General features: G+C 30.7%; 10 protein-coding genes and 1 riboswitch. Of the genes, 9 read left to right on the top strand and 1 reads right to left on the bottom strand.

Annotated features, from left to right (window positions below; genetic code table 11):
• Positions 1 to 86 precede the first annotated feature (86 nt).
• Positions 87 to 638, bottom strand: coding sequence for an AAA family ATPase (locus J3477_RS22585; RefSeq protein WP_206872505.1), 552 nt, complete (start codon positions 636 to 638; stop codon positions 87 to 89).
• A gap of 386 nt (positions 639 to 1,024) precedes the next feature.
• On the opposite strand from J3477_RS22585, the gene J3477_RS22580 reads away from it, so the two are divergent.
• The 9 genes from J3477_RS22580 to J3477_RS22540 all read left to right on the top strand — a co-directional run bounded on the left by J3477_RS22580 (position 1,025) and on the right by J3477_RS22540 (position 15,006).
• On the top strand, positions 1,025 to 1,276 hold the full coding sequence (locus tag J3477_RS22580) for a hypothetical protein (protein WP_206872504.1): 252 nt from the start codon (positions 1,025 to 1,027) through the stop codon (positions 1,274 to 1,276).
• Positions 1,277 to 1,433: 157 nt separating this feature from the next.
• Entirely contained in the window at positions 1,434 to 2,240 is an 807-nt protein-coding gene (gene yidA / locus J3477_RS22575) for a sugar-phosphatase (protein WP_206872503.1), read from the top strand.
• A gap of 273 nt (positions 2,241 to 2,513) precedes the next feature.
• Positions 2,514 to 6,182, top strand: a complete 3,669-nt coding sequence (locus tag J3477_RS22570; protein ID WP_206872502.1) for a response regulator — start codon at positions 2,514 to 2,516, stop codon at positions 6,180 to 6,182.
• The gene (locus J3477_RS22565) at positions 6,176 to 7,027 is read left to right on the top strand and encodes a CheR family methyltransferase (RefSeq protein ID WP_206872501.1); all 852 of its coding nucleotides are present in this window, start codon (positions 6,176 to 6,178) and stop codon (positions 7,025 to 7,027) included. Before J3477_RS22570 ends, J3477_RS22565 begins: the two co-directional genes overlap by 7 nt.
• Positions 7,028 to 7,056: 29 nt before the next feature.
• The gene (locus tag J3477_RS22560; protein WP_206872500.1) at positions 7,057 to 7,641 is read left to right on the top strand and encodes a chemotaxis protein CheB; all 585 of its coding nucleotides are present in this window, start codon (positions 7,057 to 7,059) and stop codon (positions 7,639 to 7,641) included.
• A gap of 82 nt (positions 7,642 to 7,723) precedes the next feature.
• Entirely contained in the window at positions 7,724 to 8,704 is a 981-nt protein-coding gene (locus tag J3477_RS22555) for a GGDEF domain-containing response regulator (RefSeq protein ID WP_206872499.1), read from the top strand.
• Between the two features lie 438 nt (positions 8,705 to 9,142).
• Entirely contained in the window at positions 9,143 to 12,223 is a 3,081-nt protein-coding gene (locus J3477_RS22550) for a hybrid sensor histidine kinase/response regulator (RefSeq protein WP_206872498.1), read from the top strand.
• An 11-nt stretch (positions 12,224 to 12,234) separates the two neighbouring features.
• Positions 12,235 to 13,548, top strand: a complete 1,314-nt coding sequence (locus tag J3477_RS22545; protein ID WP_206872497.1) for a response regulator — start codon at positions 12,235 to 12,237, stop codon at positions 13,546 to 13,548.
• Between the two features lie 363 nt (positions 13,549 to 13,911).
• A complete protein-coding gene (locus tag J3477_RS22540; protein WP_206872496.1) occupies positions 13,912 to 15,006 on the top strand; it encodes a radical SAM/SPASM domain-containing protein in 1,095 nt (364 codons plus the stop codon).
• Positions 15,007 to 15,249: 243 nt separating this feature from the next.
• Positions 15,250 to 15,333, top strand: a riboswitch (cyclic di-GMP riboswitch).
• The last annotated feature ends 5 nt before the right edge of the window (positions 15,334 to 15,338 follow it).

Here is a 15,338-nt window from a genome sequence, read left to right as displayed (position 1 = left end):
CTTGTACTTATAAGTACAAGCTTTTTGCTTTATGCATTTACCACTTCATAATAAAATTCATATTTTCAAATTGAAATGGTACATCTTTAAACACCTAATATATCTAAAATCTTTTCACATCTTTCTTTTGTATTACCTTCAATAACTTGATAATTAACATTTTCCGAATCTAAAAAATGCTTTATTGCAGAATCAATGCCTTCGGCAGCAGTTTCATCTTGCCATCTTACGCCATCTTTAGTATATCCAAATTCTCTTGGTACAAAGAAAATATGATCATACTTGTCCAAATCTCTAAGTGCAAGGGCATAAAGGTCTTTTAAGATTTCTTTATCTTTTGAAGTTCTTTTTTTATCTCCTAACATAAAACGACCATATATATATGGTACAAAAGTAGCATAATCGGTTACAGCATAATTAAAACTACTTAATGAATTTTCTATGTTTTTCTGTCCTAAATAAATACCATATTGTTCAGCGATAGATTCTATCATGCCTTTTTCTCTAAGGTATTCAGTACTGTATTCACTTGCAGCGCCTACATTTAAGCCTTTAATTTTCAAATCTACATACAGTTGTTGTATTAATGTGGTTTTTCCACACCTAGGACCACCTAGAATTGCAATTCTAATTGGCATCATTAAACCCCCGAATAAATAATTTCCAACTCAAATCTGGAATTTATATTTTTGTGAAAACAAAGTTATTATAGCAGTTTTAGACATGACTTTCAATTATATGTAGGTGTAACATTCAATGATTTAAAAATATACCGATAGCAAGTTCGGAACCAAGAGGAGGTTTTGAAAAAAATCTGAAGGGTGTAATGTTGGGAATTTACATGTAAATTTGTAAATTTGCATTGAATATTTATTTTGAAGTAAGTATAGGAATGTAAAGAATAAGGCAATAATTATTATAGGTAAAAAATAACATAAAAGTGTGAATAAGTTAAGTGTTCAATAATATAATTTATTAAAAGTATAAGAAGTACATGATGGAGTAATATCTATAGGAGGATAATATGAAAAAGGTAAAAATGCCTAGACAATATAAATTTGCTTTTATTCTATATTCTGTAATAAATATGGGGGTAGGAATTGCATTAACGCTTTTAACTAGATACAACAGTAGCGTTAGCTATGATGCGTTTGCAAAACAAAAGTTTGAAGTGAGCATAGCAATAATAGTGATAGGATTTTTGCTACTGCTATATGGAATATTTTTTATTAAGGGATATAAGAAGTCGAAGAGAGTAAAGGTTTTTGCAGAGTGAATTATTAGAAAACTCAATATATTATAACATACAAAAAAACTAGTGAAATCGTTTCAAAATAAAGATGTTCTCATATAGAAGTATATTTCCATTTAAAAGTAATAGGTGCATCAGTGCTATAATGTACTCGTAATAATTTTACGGGAGTTGAGTATATATGTACAAACTAATTGCAATAGATATGGATGGTACTTTACTAAAAGAAGATAAGACGGTTTCTGATATAACTAAAAGAGCGATAGCAAGAGCTAAAAAAAGAGGCGTAAAAGTTGTACTTGCTTCTGGAAGACCTATAGAAGGTATAACTAGATACTTAGAGGCCTTAAATTTAATTGATGAAGATGATTATGTGTTAAGCTTTAATGGCGCATTAATTCAAAATACACTAACTAAGGAAGTAATATCAAAGAACATATTAAAAGGTACAGATATAGCATACCTTTATGGACTAAGCAAAGAATTAGGTGTAAATATACATGCTTTTGATAAAACTGGATGTATAACTCCTAAGATGAGCAAATACACAGAAGTAGAAGGAACTATAAATGGTATTGATGTATCAGAAGTTGACTTTGATAAAGTAGATAGTGATGCAGATATATCAAAAATAATGATGATTGATGAACCAGAAATACTACAAGCAGCTATAGAAAAGTTACCAAAGGAAGTTTATGACAAGTATACAGTGGTTAGAAGTGCTCCTTACTTTTTAGAGTTCTTAAACAAAAAAAGCAATAAGGGTGAAGGTGTTAAAGCTCTTGCAGATTACCTTGGTATTAGACAAGAAGAGGTTATTTGTGTAGGGGATGCCGGTAATGACTTACATATGATAGAGTTTGCAGGACTTGGTGTTGCTATGGGAAATGCTTTTGATGAAGTAAAGCAAATTGCGAACTATGTAACATCAACTAATGAAGATGATGGTGTAGCTGAGGTTATAGAAAAATTTATATTAGCTTGCTAAATAGGAAAGAATTGATCAACTTGTTTTATAGTTGGTCAATTTTTTTTTCTGTATAGAAAATTTTAGCGACCTTTTTTACTACATAGTAATCACCCTTGAATGTAAATATTATTGAAGTATAAGGGGAATAAGGATTGATTTTCCTACAACATATAAGAATTCCTATATAACTTCAAATATCCTTTTACATTATTATTGATTTTAGATATCATAAGTATAATAAGGAATAATAAAAAAATTATAATAAGTCTTTGTATATGAAAGGAGAATATTTTGCTATTAAAAAAATTTAAAATAGGGCAAAAATTGTTTTTAGGGTTTGGAATTGTAACCCTGATTATGATTATGGTAATAGCATATGCATATATAAATTTTCGAAAAGAATCGCAAGCTGTGGATTGGAGTGTTCATAGTTATAAAGTAATCAGTGAATCTGATGCTATACTTATAAGTTTGATTAACATGGAGACTGGTGCAAGAGGTTATGTGATAACTGGTGATAAAACTTTTTTAGAACCTTTTAATAAGGGAAAAGCTGATTATCAAGAGCACTATAAAAAAATGCAAGAATTATCTAAAGATAGCCCAGATCAACTTATAAGGCTTGCGATGGTCGATAAATACTATAAGGAATGGGCTGAATGGGAAGATAAAGATATAATAGCTGTCAGAGAAAATGTTTCTGCGGGAACATCTCAAATATCTGATTTAATCAAAACTGTTCAATCTGGAGTTGGTAAACAAAAGATGGACACTATACGAGCAGCTCTAAATGATATTAATCAGGATGAATATCAGACCTTAGGGGAGAGAGATAATGCCTTAAAGATAATGGAAAGGCAAACCCAATATATTATGACTTCAGGTGGAGGATTTGCAACAATACTAGCATTTATTATAGCAGCCTTAGTAATTAGAATGGTTGTTAATCCTGTGAGAATTGTTACTAATACTTTTAGGGAAATAGCTGAAGGTGATGTGGATCTAGAAGTTAGATTGAATACGGATTCAAATGATGAATTAGGGGATATGTCTAAAAACTTTAATAAATTTATGACTAAGCTTAAGGAATTAATAGACGGAAATAAAAATGAAACTTGGTTAAAGGTAGGAAAAGCAGAACTAAATGAACATATTAGAGGAAAACAAGATATTGAGGATTTATCTACAGATATAATTAAGCATGTCTCCAAATATATTAATGCTCAAATTGGTGCACTTTATTTGAAAGATGAAGATGAAGTGTTTAAAAGACTGGGAAGTTATTGTTATAGGGAAAATGAAAAAACAATAAATGAATTTAGACCTGGAGAAGGAATTGTAGGACAAGTAGCTTTAGAAAAACATTCAATAATAATGAGAGATGTGCCAAAAGATTACATGAAAATAACTTCAGGATTAGGAGAGGTATCGCCTAATAATATATTGGTAGTTCCTTGTATTTATGAAGGTAAGGTTGAAGCGATAATAGAGCTTGGTGTATTTGGTGAATTAAGCGAATTAAAGCAGCAGTTTGTTAATCAAATAAGCTCAAATGTGGCGATGAGTATAAATTCAGTAAAAGCACAGATTAAGATGAAGGAATTATTAAACAAGACCTTGATTCAGTCAGAAGAATTACAAGCGCAACAGGAAGAGTTAAGACAAAATAATACGGAACTAAGCTTACAGACAAAAGCATTAAAAGCATCAGAGGAAAGCTTGCAGGTTCAACAAGAAGAACTGAGAATGATAAATGAAGAATTAGAAGAGAAAACACAAATACTAGAGGAACAAAAGAAAAATATAACAACTAAAAATAAAGTTTTAGAAAAAGCTAAACTTGATATTCAAGAAAAAGCTGATGAACTTGAGCTAGCAAACAAGTACAAATCAGAATTTCTAGCTAATATGTCTCATGAGCTTAGAACTCCATTAAATAGTATATTAGTTTTATCTAAATTGCTTGGAGAGAAAAAGCTGAATGAGCCACTCACTGAGAAACAACTTGAATATGCGAAGACAATTAATTCATCTGGTAAGGATCTGTTAAACATTATTAATGATATTTTAGATATATCAAAAGTAGAAGCGGGAAAGTTAGATGTTTCTATTGAAAAAGTATATATACAAGATTTTGCAGAGCAATTACAGAGATCCTTTGCTCCAATAGCAAATGAAAAACAAGTTAAGTTTGACATACAATTTGGCAAGCAATTGCCTGAATTCATAAACACAGATGAACAAAGACTTAAGCAGATAGTGAATAATCTATTATCAAATGCTTTCAAGTTTACTAGTGAAGGAGAAGTTATTATAAATATAAGTTCTTCTAGTGACTTAGAAGGAAGTAAGGTTCATCAAGAAAATCAGGTTCCTAAAGAGGAAAAACATAAGTATATAAATATATCTATATCTGATACGGGTATAGGCATACCAAAAGATAAGCAAGATATAATTTTTGAAGCCTTTAAACAAGCAGACGGAAGTACTAGTAGAAAGTATGGAGGAACAGGGCTGGGGCTATCAATTTCTAGACAGCTGGCTCAACTTCTTGGTGGAGCAATTACCCTAGAAAGTGAAATTGGACGAGGAAGTAATTTCAAATTGATTATGCCTGTGGATTATTATAATAGTTTGGATTCAGTAGATGTTAGCGATCATAATATGAACACGGGTATTTTAAGACAATCTTCATTGGAGGAGGTTGCAAAAAATGATTTGATAGATTTACCTAAAGAAGAGGCTATAACAAATAATCAATATAAAGATATATTAGCATATGATGAAAATTCAATACTGATAATTGAAGATAACGAACAATTTGTAAGCGTTCTATCTGAGCTAATTATTGAAAAAGGTTATGTGGTAAGAGCAGCATACAATGGACAAGAAGGAATAGAGAAAGCTATTAAGCATAGACCACAAGCCATATTACTAGATATAGGACTTCCAGATATAAATGGATGGAAGATTTTAGAGATGCTTCAAGACAATGTTGTCACTAAAGACATTCCGGTTCACATAATATCTGGTAGAGAAGATATCAAGCAGCGTAAGGACATGAATAACTTGATTGGTTATTTGAAAAAACCTGTGGGTACCAATGAGCTTAATATGGTATTTAGTAAGATTGAAAAAGAAAACTTGAAACAAGGTAGCAAGGTACTTATAGCTAATGAATATGATGATGAAGCTGCTGCAATAGTTGACATCTTAGATGGAACAGGCTGCAAATGTCATATTTCAAGTAATGGATTAGAAGTGGAAAGTCTTTTGGAAACTCATAGGTTTGATTGCTTGATTCTAGATCTGCAGCTTAAAGATATGAGCGCTTTAGAGCTATTAACTAGGTTAAGAAATGATAACGCCATAACTATACCTATAATAATATATACTAGCAAAAAGATTGCAGAAGAAGATGCAGAAAATCTTAATAAATATGCAGATAGTATTATTATAAAAGGAAGTTATTCTGTTGAACGATTGGTAGATGAGGCTAGCTTGTTTATACACAGCTTGGACAATAATAATAAGAATAGAGATATTGAATCGAAAGTTCTAGATTTTGATAAAGAGGATTGTTTAAAAGATAAGAAAATTCTTATTGTAGATGATGATATGAGAAATGTATTTGCTCTTTCAAATATTTTAGAAAACAATGGTATGAAAGTAATTGTTGGACGAAATGGTAAGGAAGCTATTCAAAGGTTTGAGCAACATCAGGATATCGATTTAGTCTTAATGGATGTAATGATGCCGGAGATGGATGGATATGATGCTATGCGAGAGCTGAGAGACATGGAAAAAAATCGAAGAATACCTATAATAGCTATAACGGCTAAGGCAATGAAGGATGACAGACAAAAATGTATAGAAGCTGGTGCTGATGATTACTTAACCAAGCCGATAGATATGGATAAACTTATTTCACTTTTAAGGGTGTGGTTATATAAATGTTAGAAAATCTAGACACATATAAACAAGAAAATGAAGATATAGAAATTTCACTTTTACTTGAAGGTATATATTTAAAATATGGATATGACTTTAGAGATTATTCTAGAGCACACATTAAAAGAAGAATTCTTAAGAGGATGCTTGAAGAGAACTTAGAAAGCATATCCTCTATGCAGTATAAAATCTTATATGACAAAAGCTTTTTTCATAAAGTACTAGGAGATCTTTCTATAAATGTTACTGAAATGTTTCGTGATCCAAGTTTCTATAATGAGTTTAGAGAGAAAGTAGTACCTATTTTGAAAACATATCCATTTGTTAAGATATGGCATGCTGGGTGTTCTTCTGGAGAAGAAGTTTATTCAATGGCGATTTTATTGAAAGAGGAAGGCTTGTATGAACAGACACAAATTTATGCCACAGATTTTAATAACGAAGTTTTAAAAAAAGCTAAAGAAGGTATATATTCTGTGGATGATATTAAGAAATACACTTACAACTATCAGAAGTCTGGAGGAAAAAACTCTTTTTCTGATTATTACACAGCAAAATATAATTCTGTGATAATGGATCAAGCACTTAAGAAAAAGATAACTTTTGCCGATCATAACCTAGTAACTGATGGAATCTTCGCTGAAGTGAATGTTGTTATATGCCGTAATGTTCTTATATATTTTAATGGGGAATTACAGGATAAGGTGTTAGATTTATTTTCAGATAGTTTATGCAATGGAGGATTTCTTTGCTTAGGTTCAAGAGAAAGCATTAAAAACTCAAATAACATAGATAAGTTTAAGGAGTTCGATTATTCGGAAAGAATATATAGAAAGAAGTATGGGAATGATTGATAAAATTTAATTAAAGCTGGAGAATTATTATGAAGTTTAAATGTGTAGTTATTGGGGCATCAGCTGGTGGAATTGAAGCTATAGCAACTATATTAAAAACTATAAACAGTGACTTTCCTGTTCCTATAGTAATAGTGCAGCATTTGAGCCCTGAATCCGATGGCTATTTAATTAAATATTTTAATAGTATATGCATGCTTAAGGTAAAGGAAGCAGAGGAAAAGGAAAAACTTACTTCAGGATGTATATATATAGCTCCGCCAAATTATCATCTTTTGATTGAGAAAGATGAAACTTTATCACTGACAGTGGAAGCTAAAGAAAACTATTCAAGACCATCTATTGATGTACTTTTTGAAACTGCCAGCGATTGCTTTAAGCATAAGCTTATAGGAGTCATATTGACTGGAGCAAATGGTGATGGTAGCAGGGGGTTAAAAACCATAAAGCAGTATGGGGGAATTGCTATAATAGAAGATCCAAGTACTGCTGCGGTAAGTCTGATGCCTCAAATTGCTTCAAAAACCTTGAAGGCAGATTATGTAATTCCTTTAGGGAAAATTGTCGAAAAATTGATTGAATTAACTACTATAAATAGATATAATGAGTACTGATAAAAGTGAAATTATTTTTAAATTATATATGTTTTAAAAGTTGTAAATTATAAGCGCAGTCGATTATATTGGGGAGATGAAAATGAGTAGCAGCGATAAAATGAATATATTAATAGTTGATGATAGGTATGATAATTTACTGGTTTTAGAAAGTCTATTGGAGCATATGGACTGCAATATTATTAAAGCAACCTCTGGAAATGAAGCCTTAAGTTTAATGTTTGATTATGATTTTGCACTGGTGCTCCTAGATGTTCAGATGCCAAACATGGATGGTTTTGAAACTGCAGAGCTTATGAGGGGGAACTCTAAGACTCGATACGTACCTATAATTTTTGTTACTGCAATAAGCAAAGAACCTAGTTGTATATTTGCAGGCTACGAAAAAGGAGCGGTGGACTATTTATTTAAACCAATTGAACCTGTAATACTTCAAAGTAAGGTAAATGTATTCTTAGAACTTTATAATCAAAAAAGACTATATGAAGATCAGACAAAGCTTTTAGAGTTAAAGATAAAGGAACTCACAAAACTTCAGCAAGATAATCATAAGCTGCAAAATTTATCTACCACTGATGGACTTACTGGTGTACCAAATAGGAGAGCTTTTGATAATTATTTGAGCATGACCTTGAGAAACAGTGAACGTTCTAAAAAGCCGGCTTCATTAATAATGGCTGACATAGATTTTTTTAAGGCATATAATGATAATTATGGTCATCTAAAGGGAGATGATTGCCTTATTCAAGTAGCAAATTCCATTATATCCTCAGTGAAGAGACCACTTGATTTTGCTGCAAGATATGGTGGAGAAGAGTTTGCAGTAATATTGCCTGAAACAACAGCAGAGCAGGCTAAAGTAATAGCAGAGAACATAATAGAGGATCTAAAGGAATTGGAGCTTAAGCATGAATACTCATCGGTATCACAATTTGTTACCCTAAGCTTAGGGGTTAGCGAAATAGTTTTTGCTGAAGACTATTCAATGGATAGCTTTATAGAAAATGCGGACAAGGCTTTATATAGAGCTAAGAAAAATGGTAGAAATCAAGTAAGTTATTAATGAATAAAAGCACGCTGAAGCCACCTTCTTCGGCGTGTTTTTTTTGCATATTTACCGTATTAGTTATTTATAATCACATAAATAAACTAGTTTAGTGATTATTAAAGAGCTTCTACTATTTTTAACCACTCTTTTGTAATCAAGCCATGACCAGCTTGAGTTGGATGAACTCCATCATTTGCCCAGAAATTCATAGGCTTAAATGTAGCAGCTTGATTAAAGATTCCATCTAGCCTTTAAATCCTTAACTCGGTTTCCACTAATTCCTCTATTGATAAACTTAATATTTTTACCTGGGTTTAAAGCACTATATAGGGAAGAAATAATCATTTTTTATATTAAATAAAGCTTCATTTTAAGTGTTATAATTGAAGAATAAAACATTTAAATAGCTCACATTCTAAGATGTACAAAGTAAGAAAAGGGTTAGGAGAAGTTATGATTAAGTTAACGAAAAATAATTTTAAAATTCTAGTTATAATAATTGTTTTTATAATATCAGTTATAGCTATTAATTCACATATTAATTCAACAGAGAGACCTCAAGCTGTAGGAGGTAAGATTGATCTATCAAACTGGAACTTTAATAAAGACGGCGCTATAAAACTTGATGGACAGTGGCAGTTATACCCAAATGAACTCCTAACTCCAGTAGATTTCCAAATCAATGGTGATAAGATAAAAGAACGTCAGAATTATATAGAAGTACCATTTCTATGGAGGAAAAACGATAAAGTAATAACTAAAGGGGTTGCTACATATAGATTGTTAATTAAAACAAGTGAAAGAGATAACTTACTCGGTATAAATATAGAGAATATAAAGATGGCCAGTAAAGTTTATATAAATGGAAAACTTTTAGGACAAAAAGGGGAGAGCTCATTAGACGTAAATAAATATAAAGGTAATAATAGCCCGTATAATATATATTTTTATAACGACAGTAAAAAAGAGAAATCGAGAAATTATGGAGCTAACAGTGATTTTGATATAGAACTTATAATACAAGTAGCAAACTATGATTCTTCAGTAGGAGGTATAGCAAATAGTATAATATTTGGTGAAGGTAGCCAAGTAGATAGTATAGGAGATATTAAAAATGGATTAGATATATCAGCTACAGTGATACTTGTTTTGTTTGGAGTATATCACTTAACCATATATAAGATGGGAGAAAAACTAGTGAATAGAAGTTTTTTATATAGCGGAATATTTTTTATTTCATTAGCTATTTGTGTATTGGCTAATGGTGAAAGAATTCTCTCGCAGCTTCTATATAACAGTTTAGGATATATTGTTTATAGAATCCAATACTTTGTTTCCATAGTAGTAGTGATTCCTTTTAGTTTATTTGTTAGAAGTATAAATGAAGCGTATCTAAATAATAAATTTAATAAGATAATTTACATAGTTGTGGTTCCATATTTAATTTTAATATTAGTGGCACCTTATAGTATATATTCATCAATAAAATTTTGGTTTTTAGCCTTTAATCAAGTAGTTATAATATTAGTACTTATAAACTCTATCATATGCATATATAAAAAGGACTATGGAACTTTAGATAAAAAAGGATCTATAATGTTTTCTGCAGCAATGATTTGTCTTTTCGTATTTCCTATTATTACTGTAGTATATGACAACGGAATTTTTGGAAGTTATATAGTTCTAGGGATTTCCTTTCTAGGATTTATAATATTTACGGCTACATTATTAGCTTATAGATTTACCTTAGCCTATGAAAATGTAGCACAGCTATCAAGAGATTTAATGAAAGCGGAAAAGGCTACAGATGAATTTATGGCTAGAATATCTCATGATTTAAAGACACCTATCTTTGGGATAACAAATATATCACATTCATTGCTTCAAAGAGATAGTGTTATGAGATTAGCTAAAGAAAAAAGAGATATCTTACTGATAAATAGGGTTTCGAGAAGGATGTCAAAACTAGTTGGAGATATATCGGATTTTATAATTCTAAAAAGTGGAAGGTTAAGACTTGAACTAGGAAAAGTTGATCTTAAAATATGCGTAAGTATAGCATTGGATGTTTTTAACTATTTAATAGATAAAAATAGAATAGAGCTAACAAATGAAGTAGAAGACAATGTTTTTATACATGCAGATGAAGATAGAATGAGACAAATACTAAACAACTTGATAGAAAGCTTTATAAATAATATGGAACAAGGTTCTATTAGAATAAGCAGTACTACGGAAAGGCATTTAATACATATCTATATTGAATATGAAGGTAGTGTTGTAAATAAGAGCAATACTCAAAATATATTTCACGACAACATAAGTATGGAGCATGAAGAGCTACATTTTTCAATATCTAAGCAACTAGCTGAGGTTATGAATGGGACTTTAACAAAGGAGGAAGATAAACAATCAAGAAAGGTCAGATTTGTTCTTGATATTCCTAGGTATATAGAAATGGAGAAGTCCAATAGAGCTTCAGCAACAAAGCCTTTATCAAATGAAGATTTTTTAGATGTTAATTTAAATATTGATATAAAAGAAGGAAGAGATTTTACTATTCTGATTGTAGATGATGATATAGAGAGTATTTATGTGCTGGGAAATATATGTGCCTCAGAAGGATATGATGTTTTAACAGCTCTTTCAGCGGAAGAAGCCATGGAAAAACTGAGAGATAATGATGTGGATATAGTAATAATTGAAACAATGCTGCCTAAGATATCAGGTATAGGAGTATGTAAACAGCTTAGAGAAGAGTATAACTTGATAGAACTTCCTGTATTAATAACAACTGCTAGTCATAAAAGTGATGATTTGCTACTAGGACTTGAAGCTGGAGCCAATGATTATATAAGCAAGCCATTTAATGATAAAGAGATAAAGGCTAGGATAAGAACCTTAATTAATATGAAAAAATCAGTTAGAGAGGCTGTAAATAGCGAAATGGCATTTTTGAATGCTCAGATTAAACCTCATTTTTTATTTAATGCTTTAAGTACAATAATGTCCTTTTGTTATACAGACGGAGAAAAGGCTGCAAATCTTATAGGACAATTTAGCAAATATCTTAGAACAGTCTTTGATATAGATAAGGATTCTTTTCTCACAACTATATATAATGAATTAGATCTTGTAGGTGCATATTTAGCAATAGAAAAAGCTAGATTTGGAGATAAAATATCCGTAGAGTACGATATTGATGAAAAGCTTACAAGCTGTCTGATACCGTCGCTGATAATACAGCCATTAGTAGAAAACTCTATAAAGCATGGGATATATGACAAAGAAACTGGTGTGAAAATCCAAGTATCCATAAAGGAATCACAGGAAAAAGTGGTTATAACCGTAGCTGATAATGGTGTTGGAATATCAAAAGATAAGATAGAACAATTAATAAGTAGAAATTCCAACCAGAGAGTCGGTATAAGAAATGTTTATGGAAGAGTGAAAAGTATTAAGGGAAGTGAATTTATTATAGAAAGTGAAGAACAAATATTCACAAATGTAATTATAAAGTTGCCAAAGGTGTAGGGGGACTAAAGATGAAATTAACTGCTATTATTATTGATGATGAACTTCCAACTTTAAGCCTTATGAAATATATAATACAAAAGAGTGGCAAGGTGGATGTAATAGGGGAGTTTTCAAATCCAAAGGAGGCAATCTCACACATAGATGAGCTTAAGCCTGATATTGCATTCGTTGATGTAGAGATGCCAGGAATGAATGGAATAGCCTTAGCAAAAGAACTAGGAAAACTAGACTACAAAATGCAAATTATTTTTTCTACAGCTTATAAGGAATATGCTTTTGATGCCTTTAAGGTCGACGCGGTAGATTACATATTAAAGCCGGTTACAGAGGAACAGATAAACAAAACCATAGATAGGATAATAACTATATATCCATTAATTCAAGATATTAATAAAAAGGCAGATAAAGGTAATTTACATAGTAATGATAAAACTAAAGCAGGGCAGGAGGTTAAATTAATTAACACTGTTTCTGAAAATAAAATTAAAGAAAAGAATTTATCCAAAGAAAACACTAGCGAACGAGGAACACAACATACTACTGAGGAAGATATATTTGTCAATAAAAATCAGAGATGCAAAGTTACGTGCCTTGGGCAATTTACATTGTCTATTGAAGAAAAAGATAGTAGTGCACTAAATCAAATTAAATTTGAAACTGTAAAGGTTGAAGAGCTATTTGCATATCTTATCTTAAGTGAAGGACGTCCTGTTGAGAAATGGAGATTATGTGAGATGCTGTGGACAGATTTTCCAGAGAAAAAAGCTGAACATAATCTTCATAGTACAATATATAGATTGAAAACCTCTTTAAAAAAAGCAAACTTTACAGAAGAAGTTATCAAATATAAAAATGGCTGTTATATTTTAAACTTAGATAATTTTTATTGTGATCTATGGGATTTTAGAAAACTTAAAAATTATAAAAATTTAGATGATTCTAACATAAGAATAGTAGAAAGAATACTTGATTTATATCAAGGAGAATTGTACGGAAATAAAGCCTATATATGGAGTATTGATGAGGTACAAAAGCTTAATGACTTAAATGTAGATATGACAATTAAGCTTTCAAACTATTATATTGATAAGAAGCAGTATGATATAGCAATAAAATATCTATCTAGATTGTTAAGACTAAATACATATAATGAAGAAATTTATGAATTAATGATGAAATGCTATTTTTATAAAGGAGATAAGTTAAGACTTATCAAGTTTTATAAAGATGTAATGGACACACTAGAAAATGAGTTAGACGTAAAACCAAGTAAAAGCACTGTAGAACTTTATAAAAGGCTTATGAAAGATTTAGATGCATAGATAGATAATAGTTAAATAGATACTGAGTCACATTTAGGACACATAAAGCATATATAATAAAGCATCTCCTGCATAACAACTTAATTTCAACGATATTCTTAAACATAGACTAATAGTATGACAATAAATGTGAGGAATAAAAATATATAAATTTCAAGCAAACACTATTTTTAAGAATTATTCTAGAATTAAGATGCTACCTTTCAGATATATTGATGAAGTAACACTTTAACTTTAACAGTAATATTAAACATAATCTAAAGATATAAAGCGTGTCATGATTTATAAACATAGGTATAAGTAGAGTTTCAATAAAATTTATTGATATATAAAAGAATATAAAAATAAGGGGTTTTAGGGAATATGAATAGTGAGTTTAACATAGCAGAATATATGAGTGGTGGAATAGAGAATATAATCAATAATATAATAAAGGCATCCTTTAAAAATCCAAGAGAAACTGCGTTCATGGTAAAATACATGCTAGCTAGTAAGGAAGCAAAAAAGAAAAGGGAAACCTTTGAAGCTAATGGACAAGATATACCTTCATTTTTAATTTCAAGTATAACTAGCACTTGTAACTTGTTCTGCAAGGGGTGCTATGCTAGAGCAAATAAAGCTTGTGGAGAAGGTTTAGAATTAAATCAAATGTCAGCGCAAAGATGGGGAGAAATTTTCGAGGAAGCAAAGGATTTAGGCATTCCATTTATATTGCTTGCTGGTGGAGAACCACTTATGAGAAGAGAAGTAGTTGAAAAAGCTGCTAAAGTAAAAGAAATAATGTTCCCTATATTTACAAATGGTACAATGCTTGACGAAGCTTATATAAGTCTCCTAGATAAGAATAGAAATCTTGTACCAATTCTAAGTATAGAGGGAGATAGAAATCAGACCGATGATAGACGTGGTGAAGGAACTTACGATACTTTAATGAAGGTAATGGATAGTTTAAAGAAAAAAGGTATATTGTACGGTGCATCGGTTACTGTGACTACTGAAAATATAAATACAGTTTCAAGTAAAGAATTTTTTGATAAACTGTATGAAAAGGGCTGTAGAGCAATGGTTTTCGTAGAATATGTTCCTGTTACAGAAGCTACTAAGAACATTGCGCCAACAGATAAAGAGCGTGATATTCTTGAAGCCGATCAGGAAAAGCTTAGAGAAATGTACGAAGATGCTATCTTCTTATCCTTCCCTGGAGATGAAAAGTATACAGGTGGGTGCCTTGCGGCAGGTAGAGGTTTCTTTCACATAAATACAAACGGAGGAGCAGAACCATGCCCATTTTCTCCTTTTTCAGATATGAATTTAAAAAATTGTACTTTATTAGAGGCTCTTAAATCTCCACTATTCCAAAAGCTTAAGGAATATGAAATACTTTCAGGAGAGCATAGTGGTGGCTGTGTGCTGTTTGAAAAAGAAGCTGAAGTGAGAAAATTATTAGGAAACCTATAATCAGTTCCAAAAATATGAAACATTTTAATCTAAAATCTATTTTCAAAACTCCGCATAAATATAGTTATTTTGAGACCTCTGCTCACTTTTGGGCAGAGGTTTTAACATAAAAGAGAAATATTGACAAAAGTATTGATAATAGATATTATTTAATTATTAGTTTTTGTATTATAAATGAAAAATAGGATATCTTGCGAAATTAATATAAATGATAGTTAATATGGATATATGAGTTAATTATCTATATAAAATGGAAGCGTTGAGCTATATACTTAATCTGGGCACTTTGTATATAGCGAGCTAGTAGTGCAACCGGCCAACTTTAATTAGTT

The organism is Clostridium zeae (assembly GCF_017312485.1).
In the GTDB taxonomy this organism is placed as follows: domain Bacteria; phylum Bacillota; class Clostridia; order Clostridiales; family Clostridiaceae; genus Clostridium_AR; species Clostridium_AR zeae.
This window is presented reverse-complemented; position numbering and strand designations above follow the sequence as displayed.